We start from the raw sequence: 19,234 nt of genomic DNA, 5'->3' as shown, positions 1-19,234 counted from the left end.
CTCTAGATTAGTTATATAAAAAAGAAAAATCCCGTAAAGCTGACTTCACAGGATTTCTATGGCTGATTAGTTTAACCGATTCGCACTGAAATTTCTTGCACGGTTTGCACTGATCTTGAATCTGGACTTAACCTTCAAAATGGCAGACATAGTCCAGCACATCATCGGTTTCAATTTTAAAACGGCTATTGCCCGGCACATAGAAAGACTGTCCCGCACGGAACAACTCACTTTCTTCACTATCGCCAATCTGAACACGGCATTCACCTGAAACAATTTCCATGCGCTCAGGAACATGTGTTTCAAAGGTCAAGGCATTTTCTGATGGCAGAATGACACCCAAAGTTTTTTTGGTCCCGTCTTCAAATTGTACAATGTGGCTAATACACAACCCGCCGAAATATACATTAGATTTTTTAAGTACAGATACATGATCAAACTGAGCTGACATGCGATTTCTCCAGATAAAGCATTTTGTAATATTTTGATTGCTGTAGTTTAAATGTGCACCCTCAACTAATCAATCGAAGTTTATCGACGCCGATAAAATATTCTGTATCGCTGAATCCCTTCTATTTGTAGGATGTTTTGGCCTGTATTTTGCTGGTAGATGAGCTTCAGTTTCGATTTGTGCATTCTCTTTTGAAATAAGCTGAATTGAGTCATTAATTTAAAGATTGGGGATGTCAAAAATATGAAAATCAGCAGTGAATTAACGGACTTCTGAGTCAGCTTCTTGCGAAAATACAGTGAAATAAGCATATATGAATCGTTAAAATTTAAGATAGAATGAAATTGATTCATCCTGATTTATAATAATCACAGCCATGTTGTGACCCCAATCCAACATCAGGCTATTTCAATCAAACTTTTCGCAGCCCGGATGCGTTTATGCTGACACATTTAACTCTGATCAATTTTGCTTTAGCCGAGCATCTTGCTATTGATATTGATAAAGGTTTTAACGTTTTAACCGGTGAAACCGGTGCAGGTAAATCCCTCTTACTGGATGCATTGTCTGCTTGTTTGGGTGAGCGAACCGATACCAATTATGTGCGTTATGGCTCAGAAAAAGCCGATGTCACTGCCAGTTTTAGCTATCAGGAACACAGTCCTGAAGCCGCTTGGTTAAAAGAACATGAACTGGATGATGAGTCAGGTGAAATTCATTTACGCCGGGTGATTTTTGCCACTGGCCGCAGCAAGGCCTGGATCAATGGACGTCCGAGCAGCCTGTCTGAACTGAAAGAAATTGGGCGTTTACTGGTACAACTTTATAGCCAGCATAGCCAGCAGCAACTTCTGGAACCACCTTATCCAAAACACTGGCTGGATCGCTATAGCAATTTTTATACACCAGCTCAGGAAGTGCGGGACGCTTATAGCACCTGGCAGAAAAATATTCGTCAGCATCAGGCAGCGCTAGATGCACAAGCGACCCGTAAGCAACGCATGGAAACCTTGGAACTGCAGCTAGAAGAACTGGAAGACATTGTTCAGACGGATTATCCGGAAATTGAGCAGGAATTTGATCGGCTCTCGCATCATGAAGCCATCATGCAGGACTGTGTCTATAGTCTGAATGTGCTGGATGAAGCTGAACAGAATATCACTCAGGAACTGGCATCAATTATGCGTCGGGTCGAATCGCATGCTGGACGCAGTGAGCAGCTCTCCGGGATTTATACTTCCCTGCTGAATGCCCAAAGCGAACTTGAAGATGCAGCAGCGAATTTACGCCAGTTCATGGATCGGCAAAGTTTTGATCCGGAACGTATGGAAGTATTGAATTCAACTTTGGAAATCTTCCATCGTCTGGCACGTAAATATCGTACCCAGCCAGAATTACTCAAAGAAGAATATGAAGCCTGGCAAACCGAATTAGAACAGCTGCATCAACTGGAAGATCCGGAAACACTGGCTGAACAGGTCGCGGTTTCTTATCAGGAGTTTCTGGATAAAGCCCAACATCTGGATCAGATTCGCCGTGAAGCCGCAGCACCGTTGGCCAAGCAGCTCACTGAGCAGGTCAAACAACTAGCATTGCCTGAAGCACATTTTGAGTTCAAGTTTGAGCCTTTGGAGCATCCCTCTAGTGAAGGTCTCAGCTTTATTCAATTGCTGTTTACTGCCAATAAAGGCATTCCGGCACAGCCTTTGGCCCGGGTTGCATCAGGCGGTGAACTCTCGCGTATTGCGCTAGTGATGCAAGTCATGAATGCGGAAAAAACCGAAGCTGAAGTGCTGGTCTTTGATGAAATTGATGTCGGGATTAGTGGTGGTACCGCAGAGATTGTCGGGCGTTTACTGGCCGATCTGGCCCAGCATGTACAGATTCTGTGTATTACCCATCAGGCACAAGTGGCAGCACAATCTGATCAGCATCTACTGGTAAAAAAACAGCAGACTGATCCTGCCAGCAGCACAATCATCAACCTTGAAGAAAATGAAATTATTCAGGAGCTTGCAAGAATGACAGGCGGTGTAGAGATTAGTGAAACCACCTTGCAACATGCCCGCCAGTTACGTCAGCTGAAATTTCAGCAGGCTTGAGCTACTTGTAAAGCGACACATAAAAAATCCCTGCATTTAGGTCAGAGATTCTTTATGTGTTAAAAATCATTCGAACTAATATTAACTTACCATTTTACAGGTTGATCGCTTGAACCTGGCGTCATTTCATAGCCCGGTGATGAATCATAAGATTGACCAGTCTGAGACTGTACAGGCTGTAATTTTAAGCCCTGTAAAATTTCCGGGTTTAAGCCCTGAGCAATTTTATCCGCCGTACTGTCATTTAAACTATTGGTCAGAATATTCTGTGTCATTAAATTAGACAGAGTTCGATTGAAAGTGCCCGCTGCTACCACTTTACTGGTATTGGCTTCAATGACACGCCAGCTTAAACGCACTTGTTCAGCGCCGGCATTCAAACCATACATTTGCTGATGGCTGGCACTAGACAGATCATTAATTCGTCCCACCAGTAAATAGTCTGCTCCAACTTTCTGACCGATACGCGCCAGCTCATGCGGTGCACCATCCCAATACAGGAATGCATTTTCAGACTGCATTTCATCCAGATAATGACGATCTACCACACTCAACTGTCCGCTTTGAGCCAGATAATTTCCTAAAGTATCGGATAATTCCTGACTAAACTCATAGGCAGATGTGTCATTGGCCAGTCGGTTATTTTTCTCGGCCATCTGGAATGGCAATACTGCAATCCTGCGCAAATGCTGGTCTTGTACAGTCGATTCAAACTTCACCACATGTGCGCGAACTTTGGCACGGTAATTATTTTTTGCACCCGTCACACTCAGTACCTGAAACTTGGTCACTGAACCTGAACCTTGATTTGCCACACTAAAAACTGGTGAAACTTTACCGTTATAACTCCAGCCCTGATTATTCACCGATACAGAAACAGTCTCTTCATAATTCATTTGGGAAGAAACTGAAGCACCATTTACCGATTGCACAGCAATTAATAAGGCTTCAGAAATCGCCTGGTGTTGAGTTGGACCACTTCCACTGGCTTCTTTAACCACTTCTTTAATGGCTGCAAAGGCCGGAGCGCTCAACAATCCAGACAACAGGCCTGCAAGTAATATTTTTTTCATATTATATTCTTCTACAGTCACTGTGCCAAAAGCACAGTGACCTTCATTGAAATTACAGACCAAAAGTCGAGCGTTTGCCTGCCTTACGGATTTCTTTCTCGCCAGTCCACTCTACGATACCAGTTTGCAGGTTTTGCAATTTAAAAGTGAACTTGTAATACACATCACTCTTGCCACCGGCATTCTTCACAATACTCGACAAGTTGCCATTTAGCATAAATTCGGCACCAATATGACCACCGGCACGTACTGCTGTTGACTGGTTCACCATACCGCTTTGCTTTTGATAAGCTAGCTGCTGTGCCACCGCATTCACCGATTTCATATCAACAAAACGAAATTTTCCAGAATTGATTAGTTTGTTCTGAATACTGTCAGTAATCGATTCGGTATCGATATGTTCCTGGGTTTTGTTATGAATCCGATCAAGGACAATGACCGGACGGCGGTTTTGGGTCATTTGCACCACTGGCGGGAACATCAACATGTCATCCACCATTTTGGCTGCAATCATTTGCAAGTCAGTTGAACCAAAGTCTGTGGTTAAGGTTTCGACTGCTTGGGCATCACCATAACTTACTGAACCAGTAGAGGCACAGCCACTAAGCAGTGTCGTAGTTGCCAATGCGGCGAAAATCAATTTTGCGTTCATTTCAAGTCTCTCTTATTTTTTCAAATACACAACAACATCAACAGCAGATGGATTTGGCGCCAAGGACTGCACACCTTTGGTTTCACGTCCGGTTAACTGGATCGGCTTCCAGATGGCACCTTCAGGATTAACTTCCACACCTTGTGCATCCACCCAAACAATCTTGTAGCTAAAATCTTTATTGTTAAAACGGCGGTTTTTGATCGCGATTGAAGCACGCTTTAAATCACCAACCAAGCTCATATTCACACGTTCCACAAAGACTTCCGTAGTTAATACCGGATTATTGGTAATGGTGCGGATACTCATTTCATTATTGGCATTGGTTTGGGTAGATAAGGCATTCGGTGCGGTACAACCCACCATGAACAGCGCCCCTAAACCAAGTACAGCAAAGCTAAATTGACGTTTCATATTGTTCCCTTATTTATGATTAATGTGGAATGGTGCTTACACTAGCCGTAATTTTGTCATTAACATGATGGGCATAGACAAACACTGTTTGATTGGCTTTCACATCTAGGGTGACCGGAGAGCTAGATACACTCCCGCTAGAAAGTTGTAAATTATGTTTGCCCGGCGTTAAATTTAAGCGCGCAATCTGGGCATTACTCGGCAAGGTACTCCAGCCACGCAAGTCAGCACGCTCAGTCGCCATATTTAAGACGTTACCGGCAAGTTGACCAAACACACCAAACTGGTTACCAAGTTCTTTTTGTGCGGCATATTTTGCAGTGGCGCGCAGCACCTGACTGCTCACATTCGCCATAATTTTTTCTTTGAGGTCCTTGACGGCCAAAGCACCAATATCACTAATCACATAACTGTCTTGTAAAGCTTTATTATTGACTTTCACTTTCAGGCTAGTTGGTATCACATAGGTACTTGGTTCATAGGTCGCAAAAGCAATATTGATTAAACCGCCTGGTGTAGGGACATCAATTTTATTTTCCACCTTTTGCGGTACAATTCCCTGTTCGATAAATACAATCACCGGAACACTACCCTTCTTATGCTGTGTGACCAGTTGATCCAGACGTTTCACGTCTTCGGAAATTTGCTTATCTGGTTGTAACTCATAAGCTTTCTTATAATCAACCAAGGCATCATTGTATTCACCCAAGGTTTCCCATAAATTGGCTGCCATATAAAAAGCGTAGGCATTCTGATAGCTGTTCTTAATCTTGCCGGCTATGGGGTCCAGACCGACAAAAGCTTCATCCAGCACACTTAGATTCTTCTCTGCTTCCGTGTTTTTAGCTACTTTGTCTTTTTTCTTTTCTAGTTCTTTTTGGTGCAACAATTCGATTTCACGCTGGAGGCCCTGAGCCACGCGCATTTCTACCGCAGCAGCTTCCAGATCCTTTAAGAAAATATAGTTTTTAGCTTGGGAAATATGCGCCAGCACCTGCTCATGTGCTGGTACCAGATAAGGCACTACAGAGTCATTGCTGACCATGGCAAGAGCCTTAAACCCCATTCGGGACACACTAATTTTGGCCCGATTTTTTTGTTTTTCTAACAGCGTAAAGGCTTGCTTATAATAATCTCGGCTTTCTTCATATTGATGGTTAACTTGTAATAAGCGGGCTTGTTCAAGTAAATATAAAACTCCATCCTTTGAATCAGCTTTGTCCTTAAACTGAGTAATGAGGTTTTCAGATAAAGCGCTATTCAAATGACTACGGAAAAAACTACCTTCTTCATTATAACTACTAAATACTGCTGCCTGTGAAGTGACCGACACAGAAAATAGCGCAGAAATTAAAGTCCCTTTTAAAATATGATGCATAACAACCCCATTAAAAAAATAAATTAAAGATGAAAATTTCTGCATTCTACGAACAAAGCAATATGGTTTCAATATGTATATTTTGTATAATAATTGAAATATTCTGTACAATATATCGCAAATTTATTACATAAATAAACAAATATTATAGTTTTTTGCCTAGGGCGTGTCCTCATTTGAAGAATTGGTTTTAAATACTTAAAATCCTCCTTTGAGTTATTTTTATTTCTATATTTTCAATGGCACGTACTCTTCTTACCGATGATATTGGGCAGCAAATTCAAGATACTATGCGATTACACGGTTGTTACTGTTCAAAAAATAGTAGAAATATCATGGAAGCCATCTTATGGAAACTACGTACGGGTGCGACATGGCGTGATATTCCTCAAGAACTTTGCCCTTGGCAAACTGCTTACAATCGCTTTAATCGCTGGGTAAGTAAGGGATTATGGGATAAATTTTTTTTAAATTACGAGGCATTCTGGATCAGGAATGGGTATTCATTGATGGAAGCTACATACGCGTGCATCAACATGCAAGTGGAGCTCGGAATGGTTTCGAAAGAGCAATTGGACAATCACGTGGTGGACGAACAACAAAAATACATCTTGCAACCGACGCGAATGGATTACCGATTGATTTTAAAATCACTGGGGGTGGCGTCCACGACAGTCAAGTTGTAAAACAACTGATTGATACTGTAGGCGAGGCAACTTATCTCATTGCTGATAAGGGGTATGATGCTGATCGCATTAGAATATATGCCCAGAACAAGGATATGATTCCCATCATTCCAATGAGATCAAATAGTAAAAGATCGAATAAGGAGTTTGATAAATATCTATATAAATTAAGACATTTAGTTGAAAATGTGTTTGCGAGATTGAAGCATTTCCGAGCGATTGCAACCCGATTTGATAAGCTTGCACGAAATTACCAGTCTATGATTTACATTGCTTGCATGTTTATTTGGTGTAAAGCCAAATGAGGACACGCCCTAATATTGACCATATTTTAATCACCTGAAACTATGTATCGAAATATAGTTAGAGCTTAATTAATGAGCTGAGATTGTAATAACTTACCTTTAGTTTTCAGATAAATTCTATTTAAAAGCAAGAAACTATATATAGTCTACTTTTAACCATGAATGATCTATTGTTATTATTTAATTCATTCCACCACAATATATTTAATATTTTTTATTAAAATTTAAGTAAGTTTTTACTCGGTTTATCTGGCTGTTTTAGCATAAATAAAAAACGCTTAAAACTACCTCCCATCATTTAAATAAAATCACTGAAGGTCTTTTTAAAAGGAATTTTAAAACCGGCCTTAACCTGTTCATGCCTGATTTACCCCATATCCAAGTTGTCAGCCTAAGCATTTTATGGGATAACTAGCAGGAAGAAAGCCGCTGTTTGAGTGATTACAATTAGGCCCGTAGGCCATGCTTCACTTTTTCAGACTGCATAGCATACTGACTTTGGGAGAACTGCTCAGGTGACCAAACAGTTTCTGACACATCGTTGTCTGATTGCACCACCGCATGCGAATGATGATTTTTTTGCACAGACGGTCATTTATCTCGCGCGTCATGATGAAGATGGTGCCCAAGGCATCATTATCAATCGACCTGCCGGCATTCAAATTAAAGAATTGCTGAATGATCTTGATATTGAAGCAGACAATGTCAATCCGCATGAAGTATTACAAGGCGGCCCTTTACGCCCTGAGGCCGGTTTTGTCTTGCATACTGGTCAGCCGACCTGGCATTCCTCCATCGCCGTAGGTGAAAATGTCTGCATTACCACTTCCAAAGATATTCTGGATGCCATTGCGCATAATGAAGGGGTCGGTCGCTATCAGATTGCCCTCGGTTATGCCAGTTGGGGCAAACACCAGCTGGAACAGGAAATTGCCCGTGGTGACTGGCTGATTTGTGATTCCGATATGGATCTGATTTTTAACCTCCCTTATAACGACCGTTGGGACGCTGCCTATAAAAAAATGGGTGTAGACCGCAACTGGTTATCTTCCGAGATTGGACATGCCTGATGTAAACGTGCCACAAACCATTATGGCGTTTGATTTTGGTACACAAAAAATGGGAATGTCAGTTGGACAATCCCTGATTGCAAGTGCCAATCCCCTGCCCTTATTTCCCATGAAAGATGGTATCCCCAACTGGGATGAACTGCTCAAAATCGTGAAAAGCCATCAACCGAATTTATTTCTGGTCGGTTTGCCATTGAACATGGATGATAGTGAATCCGAGCTGTCGACACGGGCGCGAAAATTTGCCCGCCGTTTACGTCATCAGACCAATATTGAAACCTGGATGGTGGATGAACGTCTGACCACCCGTGAAGCACGCGATGAACTGGAGCATTATCAGGCTCAAGGTCGCGGCAAGAAACTCTCTGCCGACAGCATTGCAGCTGCCTTGTTGATCGAAAGCTGGTATCGTCATCCTGCCGGGATCACGCCTTAATCTGTTTTGAAAATTTTTAAATCAGCATCCTTTAGGGTGCTTTTTTATGCTCAAAAATGCTTCTTAAGGATAAAAATAACGAAAAGTCAGGTTAATTCGTGGTGTCAAAACTTTGCTGGTTTTGCTAATACTGTGCTTCCAGTGTTGCTGTGTCGCGCCACGCATCACAATTAATTGCCCACTATGTAACAGCACATCGACTTTATCACTGCGAATTTTATGCTTAAAGCTCATTTTGCGGGTGGCTCCCAGACTCAGAGAAGCGATGACATTTTCCCGAGAAGTGCCTGTATATAGCGCCGGTTCATCATCACTATGCCAACCCAAGCCTTGAGAACCATCTTCATACAAATTGGCCAGACAGGAATTAAAGGGATGACCGACCAGAATTTCAATATGCTGCTTTAAACGGAATAATCCGGGTGTCCATACCTGAGCTTGTTTGAGCGTACCAGAATAACGATACTGATAATGTTCATCGCCATACCAGACCACCTGGCGACCTGTGACATGGTGCTTGCCAAATAAATGCACTTCATCATGTTGCCAGGCCAGCTGACTGAGAAAATGCTGTAGATACTGCTGGCTTTGTTCCTGATCCAAAATCAGGCCATAATCTTCTACTACCCCATCAAAAGGTAATACATTGGCTTGCGGCTGGGGTGCAAATAAATCGAGCGTCATATCAATCAGATCCAGTATCCACATGAAAATACTGACATTCGACCTAAAGGATTACAACTGCTCTTCACAAATGACTACAACATTTATGCTTGTGGCTGGCATGATTCCTGCCTAGACTGAATTCAACTTTCACAATAAAAATAATCCTTTTATGAACTTATGGCAGCTGTTTCAGAAACTTCGTCCCTTTGTTCAGCCTTACCGGTTGCTGGTGATTGCCACACTGATTCTCACCCTGATCGGTTCATTCACCGCACAGGTCAATGCCATTACCTTGCAATATGCGGTCGACAGTATCAATTCGTTACTCGAAGCCGGTCAAGGACTGGAACAAGGCTGGCATATTCTGATCACGATTTCGGCAATTTTGCTCGGCAAAGAAATTATTAATGCCTTTGTCCAGTTCGGGCAGAAGTTCTATGGAGAGAAACTGCGGATTTTTGTCTCTCAGGATCTGGCCCAGGGGATTATTGAAAAGTTTTTAAAATATCGTCTGGAATTTTTTAATCAGGAAAATAACCAGGCCGGTAAATTACAGACCCGGATTGACCGTGGCATTGGCTCACTGACCCGTCTGGTACAAATCTTCTTTATTGATATTTTACCATTATTTACCAGTGCCATTGTGGCTTTGGGGTTGATGTACTATGCCAATGTCTATGTCGGTCTGGTTGCAACTGCCATTGTCCCGATCTATTTCTGGCTGACCTATAAACAGGCGCAAAAACTCGGGGGCTGGCGCCGCAGTCTTCGCGATGGCCGGGAGAAAAAGAGTCAAGGCATTCTCAGCATCATCAATTCGATTACCGTAATCAAATCCTTTAACCGAGAATCGATTGAATCGGAAAAGCAGTTGGGATTACAGCGCGAACTGACCGACAATCAGATGAAAACCCGCCAGACCAGTTTCCTGTTTGATGGCCTGAAAACTTTTCTGGAACAGATCGGGATTGTACTCATCATTATTCTAACCTCCTACTTTGTGCTGGATGGCCAGATGAGTATCGGCATGATCATGTTTCATGTGCTGCTATTTAACAATGTCTCTGCCCCGATCCGATCCCTGCACCGGATTTATGATGAAGTGAATGATGCCATGATCTATTCAGAAAGCTTTTTCAAGATTCTGGAAGCCGATGATGAAATTGAACAAAGCGGTCAGCAGAAACCGGTTGTCCAAGGCAAGTTTGAACTCAGTGGCGTGAATTTTTATTATCCAAACGGCCACCATGCTCTGAAAGATATTGATATGGAAATTCGCCCCAATAAAATTACCGCCTTGGTGGGCTTATCGGGTGCCGGAAAATCCACCCTGATCAGTCTGCTGGATAAATTTTATGAACCGCAGCAAGGCCAGATCAAACTGGATGGCATTAATCTGAAAGATTATGACACCCAATATCTACGCGATCATATTGGTCTGGTCTTGCAAAAAAACCATATTTTTCAGGGCACCATCTTTGACAATATCCGCTACGGCAAAACTACTGCCTCAATGGAGGATGTAATTGAAGCGGCAGAAAAAGCCTCGATTCATGAGCAGATTTTACAGTTACCGGATGGCTATGACAGCGATGCCTTGATGCTGTCTGGCGGCCAGCAGCAACGGATTGCCTTGGCACGGATGTTCCTGAAAAATCCACCAATCATTTTTCTGGATGAACCGACGGCGAGTCTGGATGCAATTGCCACGGAACAGATCAAACAAAGTCTGGACCAGATCAAGCAAGGCCGTACCGTGATCATCATTTCGCATAGCCTGTCGCAGATTATTGATGCAGATTATACCTATGTGATGAAAGAAGGAACGATTGCTGAACATGGTGAACACGATCAGCTTTATCATCAGCAAGGCGTATATAAGGAAATCTTTGATGCGATGGCCAAGAGCCTAAATATTGAAAAAATTGCCAAAACTTTTGAAGATGATGCTGAGGAAGAAACTCATAGTTAGCTTTTCTATCCCAATAAAAAACCTCCGAGCTGGAGGTTTTTTTATTTAAGTCTGGAACGTTTAACGCTGAACTTTCTGTTCAATTTCTTCAACGCTGGTATGACGCACATCAAAACCTTTGACCATATAGATCACCTGTTCCGAAATATTCCGGGCATGATCGCCAATTCTTTCTAGCGAACGCAGCACCCATAATACATTGATGACACGACTGATATGCCGCGGATCTTCAATCATATAAGTCATAAGCGTACGTGTGGCTGATTGATACTCACGGTCAATATCCGCATCTGCCAACATGACCTTCAAAGCTTGATCTACATCCAGACGCGCAAAAGCATCCAGTGCATCATGAATCATCACCCGCACCTGGTTGCCAATATGCCGGGTTTCCATATAACCGCGCGGTGAGCCGCCCTCTTCACATAAGCTTTGTGCAATTCGGCCTATTTTCGAGGCTTCATCGCCAATCCGTTCCAGATCGGTATTGGCCTTGGACATGGCAAGCACCATACGTAAATCAATCGCGGCAGGATGACGGCGCGCCAGAATCAGGGTCAGCGCTTCATCAATATCTCGTTCCATCTGATTGACGACATTATCTTGAAACTGCACATCTACTGCCATTGAGACATCTGTGTCCAATAGGGCATGAATGGCATTAGCTACCTGCTGTTCTACCAGTCCGCCCATCGTCATGAATTTGGTATTTACGTCCTGCAGTTCTTCATTAAATTGCGAAGAAATGTGATGACTTAATACAGGATTATTTGGACACAAGGAAAGCTACTCCTGAACGATAGAGGACAATGATCAATAATAAATCATATTAAAGCATATCTATGATGAAAGTTTGATGACAATAGTAGCCTCATAGAGGCTGAGGCGAATCATATTCAATCAGCCAGGCATTCAGCTCTGCCAGTTCCTTTTCGGTTAACTGCCCGACCGAGGCCTGCAATTGCAGCACATGCAACAGATAATCATATTTGGCATTCAAATAATCGGTCTTGGCAGAAAAGGCATTACGCTGTGCCAGCAACACATCGACCATGGTTTTTAAGCCTTCCTGATATTGGGCTTTAGACGCTTGTGAGACAATTTCCGAAGAGTCCATCGCGGCTTTACGTGCATTCAGTTTGGCCTGATCGGTTTCTACTTGCATAAAAGACTGTTTCACATCGGTATTGGCTTTGCGGATGGCCGCATCCAGTTGCGCTTCACTTTTTTGCACATTGACACCGGCCTGACGGATACTTTTTTGTGTGCGTCCACCGCTAAATACATTCCAGTTCACTTCCACACCTATCTGGTCGAAATCTCCATTGCTGGAGATAATCGTGGCCGGACTTTGCTTTAAATAGCCATAGGTTCCGACCGCTTCGACCTGCGGATAGAGTGCAGCCTGCTCGACCCGTTTGGCATCTTCAGAATAGCGCTTTTGCAGACGCGCTTGCAGAATATTCAGATTCTGGTTTTGTGCCAATTCGGTCCAGGACTGCATATCACTTGGAACCGGTTTCTGGAACTGGAAATCGTTGCGTAATACCGCCAGATTTTCCTGATAAGGGCCGATTAACTGTGCCAGCTGTTCTTGGGCCAGTACCAGCTGAACTTTAGTCGAAATCCGGTTGGCTTGGGCACTTTGATACTGGGCATTAGCTTCACTGACCTCACTACGCGCTACAAAACCTTCTTTGAGCTTAGCATTCATCATACGTAACTGTTCAGACAGTGCCTGCTCTTCCTGTAAATAAGCCTTAGTCAAAGACTGCTGACGCAAGATATTAAAATAAGCTTCGGCCACCTGTAAAATATGCTGCTGTTTTTGCAGCCGCAGATTGACTTCACTGAGTTCGACCGAGGTCTTGACCTGCTTATAGCCTTGCCAGGCATCCCAGCGGAATAAAGGCTGACGTGCAGTAACTGCCACCTGACGGGTTGTAGTACTTGAGGTAGTCAAACTGGCAAATTGTGGATCGGCCGGTGTATCGGTCGACTGGTTTTTACGGGTCACATTCCCAGATAAAGTCACGGTCGGCAGCAAATTTCCGCTGGCAATCCCCAGATTGAGCTGATCGGATTGGTACTGCAACACATTCGCCTGCCAATTTGGATCATTTTGCTGGGCGCGTGCATACGCTTCTTGTAAATCCAGGGCAAAAATCGCCGGACTAATTAATAGCAATAAACCGGCCATGACACTGAGTTTTAATTTCATTTTATAGTGTTAACCCCTAACAGCCATTCAGATCAAAAAATTCTGGCGCTTTAAGCTAAGCCATACTAAAGAGATCTCTTGAATTTTTACGTATGATTTTTATTAATTTTTTAATATAAAGATCAATTTTTATCCATCATTAATTCAATTTTCTGGCTCCCATACCGGCAATGTAACAAAGCAATTCACAATACTAAACATAGTATTTTAGTTTGATCTATACAATATCTCCCAGTAAGGCCGTTATTTTCTGAATTCACCTATATATACAGAGTCCTGAAGCATAGTGTTAATGCCATTCCCGTCGATATTCAAAGCCTGTTTGTTTGCTGGTAGCGTGCTGCTTCTTGGGGGCTGCCAACAGCCCTCAGATCCACAGATCCAGGTCGAACAGACTGAGGCGAAGCAAACGCAAAGTCCAGTCAGTGACTTTAGCCTCATGTGCCAGAATATTGAAAAAAATATGTCCCAGATTAATGACCAGCGCACGACGTTTGCGCTGGAACAAATTAATCAGGATCTTAAAGTGTGCCTGCCGTTGATGGAATTGGCGGAGCAGAAGCACCTGATGCAACGCTCTACCGAAATGTATCAGCGCTTTTTAAAGGTAGATCGCACCGAATTTCAGCAACGCGCCTTTGAGCAGTATGCACTGGAAATGGCCCAGCATCCGACCATTCAGCATGCGCATTTTCAACAGCTCACCTCACGTGACCAGTATCTGTTAAAACACAAGGGGCAGGCTTATGTAGAACTGCTGGATCTGGGTGATGGCACTTTACATTATCGCCGCAGCCCGGAATATCTGGTGCGTATTTTTGCCCCTTATTTACCAGCCGCTGAAAAAGCCTTTATTGAAAATCTGGCGGAACAGAATATGGAGCCGGTGCTGACGGAAAAACGCCTGCAGATTGAAGCCGCTGATATTGCAGCCCGCAGTCTGCTTTGGGAAGACTATCTCAAGACTTATCCGAATAGCAGTTATAAACGCGATGCTGAATATCTGCTGAAGCAATATACCTATTTCCTGTTTAGAGGTACCGAGCAATCACCGGTGTCGGAAGATTATCGCGATCGCTATGCCGTGGATACCAGTCATCTGGAAACTATTATCGGGCTGTCGAGCGGCCAGAAATCAACGCTGTCCACACAGGCACGCCTATTTCTGGAGTTTCTGGACATGACTCCGGAACAGCGCCAGCAAGTCTTGCCTGCCGATTATAGAAACCGCTCGGAAGCAGAACAGATTCTGTACTATGCCCAGATCAGTCCACCTTCACAAAAATATGATAAAGACTGTTTTACCGATGCCATCTGTATCTAGTTGGGATCAGTTTCACCTTCAATCAGTATGACCATGTCTAAATCAATCCTTGCTTAAAGTTGAGCGATTTAGACCTGTTTATTCTGCCTAAACTGAGCTAAGCTTTAGCCTCGCTTGACGGAGCGCGAGTAATGCCTCGCTGAGATCATGTGATTCCTTTTATTGTTATCAGGAATTGAGCATGAGTACCGTTGAACCTGATCAGGTTAATACCTGCGTAGGAATCAAGCCAGCTAAAAACCCAGCCCTTGCTTTATCTGTTCAGGATAAATCTGCCTACGTTTTTGGTCGTGCTTGATTCGTTGATGTCATTCATAAGGATCATAGCCATGAACCAGTTAACGAATCTTTCTTCTGAAACTTCTCTCTCCGCTCATGAACAGGAAGCACGCGATTTAACGCGAATTCTACCCGCTTCACGTAAAGTCTATCTGCAAGGTTCCCGTCCTGATATTCAGGTACCCATGCGGGAAATTTCCTTAAGTGAAACCCCGACCAGTCTGGGCGGCGAACATAATCCACCTTTGATGGTCTATGACACTTCGGGTGTGTATACCGACCCCAACGTGACGATTGACCTGAACAAAGGTCTGCCGAATATTCGTGAAAGCTGGATTGAGCAGCGCAACGATAGTGAAATTCTGGATCAGCTCAGTTCTGAATTTGGCCGCCAGCGTTTACGCGATATCCGTACCGCTGCGATCCGTTTCGCGCATATTCAAAAACCACGCAAAGCCAAATGCGGCCGCAACATCACCCAGATGCATTATGCCAAGCAAGGCATTATCACACCGGAAATGGAATACATTGCCATTCGTGAAAACCTACGTCAACTCGATGGTGTCGATATGCGGCAGCATCCGGGCCAGAATTTTGGTGCAAAAAACCTGACTGAAATTACGCCAGAATTTGTGCGTCAGGAAGTCGCCGCCGGCCGCGCGATTATTCCGGCCAATATCAATCATCCGGAACTGGAACCGATGATTATCGGGCGTAATTTTCTGGTCAAAATCAATGCCAATATCGGTAATTCTGCACTCGGTTCAAGTATCGAAGAAGAAGTCTCGAAAATGACCTGGGCCACGCGCTGGGGTGCAGACACGATCATGGATCTTTCGACTGGCCAAAATATTCATGAAACCCGGGAATGGATTATCCGGAATTCTCCAGTGCCGATCGGAACCGTACCAATCTATCAGGCACTGGAAAAAGTCAATGGTGTGGCCGAAGACCTGAGCTGGGAGATCTTTAAAGACACCCTGATTGAACAAGCCGAACAAGGCGTGGACTATTTCACCATTCATGCCGGCGTGCTTTTAAGATATGTACCGCTGACGGCCAACCGTTTGACCGGTATCGTATCGCGTGGCGGTTCGATCATGGCGCAGTGGTGTCTGGCACATCATCAGGAAAACTTCCTGTATACCCATTTCGATGAAATCTGCGAAATCATGAAAGCTTATGACGTATCGTTCAGTCTGGGTGATGGCTTACGTCCAGGCTGTGTGCAGGATGCCAATGACGAAGCACAATTTGCCGAACTCAGAACTTTGGGCGAACTGACCCATCGTGCCTGGGAGCATGATGTTCAGGTGATGATCGAAGGTCCGGGGCATGTCCCGATGCATATGATCAAGGAAAATATGGATCTGCAACTGGAAGTCTGTAAAGAAGCACCCTTTTATACCTTGGGGCCACTCACCACCGATATCGCACCGGGTTATGACCATATTACTTCGGCAATAGGAGCCGCGATGATTGGCTGGTACGGCACCGCAATGCTGTGTTATGTGACGCCGAAAGAGCATCTCGGTTTACCCAATAAAAAGGATGTCAAAGACGGCATTATTACCTACAAGATTGCCGCGCATGCAGCCGATCTGGCCAAAGGTCATCCGGGAGCACAGGCCCGGGATAATGCCCTGTCCAAGGCGCGTTTTGAGTTCCGCTGGGAAGACCAGTTTAACTTGAGTCTGGATCCGGACACGGCGCGCAGCATGCATGATGAAACCATGCCGAAAGCCGCGCATAAATCCGCGCACTTTTGTTCCATGTGCGGACCAAAGTTCTGTTCAATGAAGATTAGCCAGAATGTTCGTGATTATGCCAGTCAACAGGCCAATCCTGATCAGCCAGCAAGCTCTCAGGCCGAAATTGAAGCCGGCATGGATCAGATGAAAGCCAGCTTCCACAACTCTGGTCAAAATTTATACCACAAACTATAAAACTGTAAAAAAAACAGTTGTCTTCAAAAAAAACTCAGATAGGATGAAAATAAATCAACTCATTCTATCTGAGCATATGAATATTATTAAACAGGCCTCTTATAATAAAAAAGACTTTAGCGTAGAGGCACGTGAGTTCTTGTACCGGGGATTTATTCAGGTAGAAAAAGTCAGCCTGAAACACCGTTTATTTAATCAGGAAAGCTCAACCCCTGTTTTGCAACGTGAGCTGATTCATCGGCCTGAAGCAGCGGGTGTGCTGATGTACAACCATCAACAGCAGAAATTCGGCCTGATTGAACAGTTCCGGATTGGCGGACTGGATGATATCGACTCTCCTTGGCAACTCGAAGTAATTGCTGGCGTTCTGGATGGCGATGAAGCGCCTGAAACATGCATCCGTCGCGAAGCACTCGAAGAATCAGGCTGTATCCTGGATGAGCTGCAGCACATTTTCAGCTTCTATCCGTCCGCCGGGGCATGTTCCGAATTATTTCATTTATATGTGGCGCAGACCGAATTGCCTGAACAGGGCGGTATTTTTGGCATGCCGGATGAAGGTGAAAATATCCAGCTGCATATTCTGGATTATGCTGATATTCCGTCCTTGCTCACGAATGGTCGCTTAAGAAATGCACCTGTCATTATGGCCTTGCAATGGTTGCAACAACATATTCATACTGCAGGAATATGTCTAAGGGGAAAGACATGAGTTTTCAGCAGTCAAGCATAAACACACAGCCAGATTGGACCATTATCCAGATTTCTGATACCCATTTGATGGATCGGGAAGAGCTGGAATTTGCCCGGATGAATCCCGAGCAGAGTTTTCACGAAGTGATGCAGCAGATCCAACAGCGCTTTCCCCAAATGGATGCACTGATTCATACCGGTGATCTGGCACAGGTGCCGGTCGAGCAGACTTATCAACGCTATTTAGCATTTGTCCAGTCTTTAAACGTGCCGTATTATCAGATTCCAGGTAACCATGACGATTCTCGGGTGTTCCCTTTTCACCAGCATGCGAATCAGGTACATGCCATTCATTTTGGCACCTGGACCATGATCCTGTTAAATAGTGCCGTTCAAGGCAAGATCGATGGCTGGGTGGAACAAGCTCAACTCGATCAATTGGACCAATTATTGCTTGAATTTAAGCATCAGCATGTCATTGTCGCTTGCCATCATCATCCTTTTGCGATGAAATCGTACTGGATTGATCAGCATCGGCTGAAAAATGCTGAAGATTTAAAAGATGTACTGGCTCGGCATCATAATATCAAGCTGGTTCTGTTTGGTCATGTGCATCAGGATTCCTGCAACGAATGGCATGGCATCTACTTTTTATCCACGCCATCGACCAGTGTGCAGTTTAAACCTAAAAGTGAAGATTTCGCGCTAGATCAGGCGGCACCAGGTTATCGTGTATTACATTTGCAACAAAATGGTGAGTTTGATACCTATATTGAACGGGTGGCATTGAGCCAGCAAAATATTAATACCGAAATTTCAGGTTATTAACTTTTCAATTTGTTTTTTTTGCATTACTTTATTGCAACCAAAGGAAATGTGATATGCATAGTCCAGACATCAAAGACTATCAATAAGCATAAAAAGTCTATATGATGACGGCCCCCATAGGAGGATAATCTTTCTACAGGGTGGATAAAAAACTGCATATCACCATATTTTTTGCGTAGCAATCATACGCATAGATGAGGAATGCCCTAAATGGCGAATGACAACCAAAATCAAGTCTTAGACAATCAAACTGATGTTGTAGAAGAGAAAGCTGCAAAGCGCATACGCAAATCTAAGCCTAAAACGACTGACGGTGGTTCTACTGCTAGCTTATTTGGTATTGAACCTTATCAACCTAAAAAAAATGAAGAATACATGTCTGAAGGTCAGCTTCAGCATTTCCGCCAAATCTTGCTGGCTTGGAAAGCTGAGTTGATGTCAGAAGTGGATCGTACCCTGAATACGATGCAAGACGAAAATACTGCTCTTCCAGATGTGAATGACCGTGCGACTCAGGAAGAAGAGTTTGCGATTGAGTTACGTACCCGTGACCGTGAACGTAAACTGATTCGTAAAATCGAACAGTCGATCGAAGCAATCCAGAATGATGACTATGGTTTCTGTGAAACTTGTGGTATCGAGATTGGCTTGCGTCGTTTAGAAGCACGTCCAACGGCTACTTTATGTATTGACTGCAAAACCCTTGCAGAGATCAAAGAGAAGCAAAATAACGGTTAA

Annotated in this window: 18 protein-coding genes and 1 riboswitch; of the genes, 10 read left to right on the top strand and 8 right to left on the bottom strand. The window is 43.8% G+C overall.

Annotated features, from left to right (window positions below; all coding sequences use genetic code 11):
- Positions 1-127: 127 nt before the first annotated feature.
- Positions 128-451, bottom strand: coding sequence for a pyrimidine/purine nucleoside phosphorylase (locus Q9R21_RS04455; RefSeq protein WP_004281089.1), 324 nt, complete (start codon positions 449-451; stop codon positions 128-130).
- Between the two features lie 440 nt (positions 452-891).
- Here Q9R21_RS04455 and recN point away from each other — a divergent pair, with 440 nt between their 5' ends.
- The gene (recN, locus tag Q9R21_RS04450) at positions 892-2,553 is read left to right on the top strand and encodes a DNA repair protein RecN (RefSeq protein WP_311203798.1); all 1,662 of its coding nucleotides are present in this window, start codon (positions 892-894) and stop codon (positions 2,551-2,553) included.
- Positions 2,554-2,639: 86 nt separating this feature from the next.
- Here recN and Q9R21_RS04445 read toward each other — a convergent pair whose 3' ends face one another.
- The 4 genes from Q9R21_RS04445 to Q9R21_RS04430 are packed head-to-tail and all read right to left on the bottom strand — an operon-like array spanning position 2,640 to position 6,070.
- Positions 2,640-3,626, bottom strand: coding sequence for a CsgG/HfaB family protein (locus Q9R21_RS04445; RefSeq protein ID WP_005108477.1), 987 nt, complete (start codon positions 3,624-3,626; stop codon positions 2,640-2,642).
- A 52-nt stretch (positions 3,627-3,678) separates the two neighbouring features.
- Positions 3,679-4,278 (bottom strand): penicillin-binding protein activator LpoB, encoded by a 600-nt coding sequence (gene lpoB, locus Q9R21_RS04440; RefSeq protein WP_005108476.1) that lies wholly within the window; start codon positions 4,276-4,278, stop codon positions 3,679-3,681.
- 12 nt (positions 4,279-4,290) lie between these two features.
- Positions 4,291-4,692 (bottom strand): YcfL family protein, encoded by a 402-nt coding sequence (locus Q9R21_RS04435; protein WP_005248406.1) that lies wholly within the window; start codon positions 4,690-4,692, stop codon positions 4,291-4,293.
- 19 nt (positions 4,693-4,711) lie between these two features.
- Positions 4,712-6,070: a COG3014 family protein gene (locus tag Q9R21_RS04430; RefSeq protein ID WP_034438391.1), complete on the bottom strand. Its 1,359-nt coding sequence runs from the start codon at positions 6,068-6,070 to the stop codon at positions 4,712-4,714.
- Positions 6,071-6,309: 239 nt separating this feature from the next.
- Between Q9R21_RS04430 and Q9R21_RS04425 the strand changes: the two genes are divergently transcribed.
- The 3 genes from Q9R21_RS04425 to ruvX all read left to right on the top strand — a co-directional run bounded on the left by Q9R21_RS04425 (position 6,310) and on the right by ruvX (position 8,567).
- Positions 6,310-7,061, top strand: a protein-coding gene (locus Q9R21_RS04425) for an IS5 family transposase (protein WP_404976560.1) whose coding sequence is annotated in 2 segments (ribosomal slippage) — positions 6,310-6,541 and positions 6,541-7,061 — 753 coding nt in all. Because the reading frame shifts where the segments join, the coding sequence is not laid out codon by codon here.
- 515 nt (positions 7,062-7,576) lie between these two features.
- The gene (locus Q9R21_RS04420) at positions 7,577-8,131 is read left to right on the top strand and encodes a YqgE/AlgH family protein (protein WP_004281085.1); all 555 of its coding nucleotides are present in this window, start codon (positions 7,577-7,579) and stop codon (positions 8,129-8,131) included.
- Complete coding sequence (gene ruvX, locus Q9R21_RS04415; protein ID WP_311203797.1) at positions 8,124-8,567, top strand: Holliday junction resolvase RuvX; 444 nt, start codon at positions 8,124-8,126, stop codon at positions 8,565-8,567. Before Q9R21_RS04420 ends, ruvX begins: the two co-directional genes overlap by 8 nt.
- A 63-nt stretch (positions 8,568-8,630) precedes the next feature.
- Here the strand turns inward: ruvX and Q9R21_RS04410 are convergent, their stop codons facing one another.
- Entirely contained in the window at positions 8,631-9,251 is a 621-nt protein-coding gene (locus Q9R21_RS04410) for an alpha-ketoglutarate-dependent dioxygenase AlkB (RefSeq protein ID WP_195725481.1), read from the bottom strand.
- Between the two features lie 151 nt (positions 9,252-9,402).
- Between Q9R21_RS04410 and Q9R21_RS04405 the strand changes: the two genes are divergently transcribed.
- A complete protein-coding gene (locus Q9R21_RS04405; protein ID WP_114541455.1) occupies positions 9,403-11,205 on the top strand; it encodes an ABC transporter ATP-binding protein in 1,803 nt (600 codons plus the stop codon).
- Between the two features lie 60 nt (positions 11,206-11,265).
- On the opposite strand, the gene phoU is transcribed toward Q9R21_RS04405, so the two are convergent.
- Both phoU and Q9R21_RS04395 read right to left on the bottom strand, forming a co-directional pair.
- Positions 11,266-11,985 carry a phosphate signaling complex protein PhoU gene (gene phoU, locus Q9R21_RS04400; protein WP_005108465.1) on the bottom strand — a complete coding sequence of 240 codons (720 nt, stop codon included), beginning with the start codon at positions 11,983-11,985 and terminating at the stop codon, positions 11,266-11,268.
- A 91-nt stretch (positions 11,986-12,076) separates the two neighbouring features.
- Positions 12,077-13,426 (bottom strand): TolC family outer membrane protein, encoded by a 1,350-nt coding sequence (locus Q9R21_RS04395; protein ID WP_311203796.1) that lies wholly within the window; start codon positions 13,424-13,426, stop codon positions 12,077-12,079.
- Positions 13,427-13,718: 292 nt separating this feature from the next.
- Here Q9R21_RS04395 and Q9R21_RS04390 point away from each other — a divergent pair, with 292 nt between their 5' ends.
- From Q9R21_RS04390 to dksA, 5 genes are all read left to right on the top strand, one after another.
- On the top strand, positions 13,719-14,750 hold the full coding sequence (locus tag Q9R21_RS04390) for a hypothetical protein (RefSeq protein WP_311203795.1): 1,032 nt from the start codon (positions 13,719-13,721) through the stop codon (positions 14,748-14,750).
- 108 nt (positions 14,751-14,858) lie between these two features.
- A riboswitch (TPP riboswitch) is annotated at positions 14,859-14,991 on the top strand.
- Positions 14,992-15,079: 88 nt separating this feature from the next.
- Positions 15,080-16,975 carry a phosphomethylpyrimidine synthase ThiC gene (gene thiC / locus Q9R21_RS04385; RefSeq protein WP_311203794.1) on the top strand — a complete coding sequence of 632 codons (1,896 nt, stop codon included), beginning with the start codon at positions 15,080-15,082 and terminating at the stop codon, positions 16,973-16,975.
- Between the two features lie 76 nt (positions 16,976-17,051).
- On the top strand, positions 17,052-17,687 hold the full coding sequence (locus tag Q9R21_RS04380) for an NUDIX domain-containing protein (RefSeq protein WP_311203793.1): 636 nt from the start codon (positions 17,052-17,054) through the stop codon (positions 17,685-17,687).
- Positions 17,684-18,496, top strand: a complete 813-nt coding sequence (locus tag Q9R21_RS04375; RefSeq protein ID WP_004281073.1) for a metallophosphoesterase — start codon at positions 17,684-17,686, stop codon at positions 18,494-18,496. Before Q9R21_RS04380 ends, Q9R21_RS04375 begins: the two co-directional genes overlap by 4 nt.
- Before the next feature lie 210 nt (positions 18,497-18,706).
- Entirely contained in the window at positions 18,707-19,234 is a 528-nt protein-coding gene (gene dksA / locus Q9R21_RS04370) for an RNA polymerase-binding protein DksA (RefSeq protein WP_311203792.1), read from the top strand.

The sequence above is a fragment of the Acinetobacter sp. RG5 genome (genome assembly GCF_031844265.1).
Classification (GTDB): domain Bacteria; phylum Pseudomonadota; class Gammaproteobacteria; order Pseudomonadales; family Moraxellaceae; genus Acinetobacter.
Note: the sequence above shows the minus strand (reverse complement) of the source record. Positions and strands in the feature narration are given on the sequence as shown.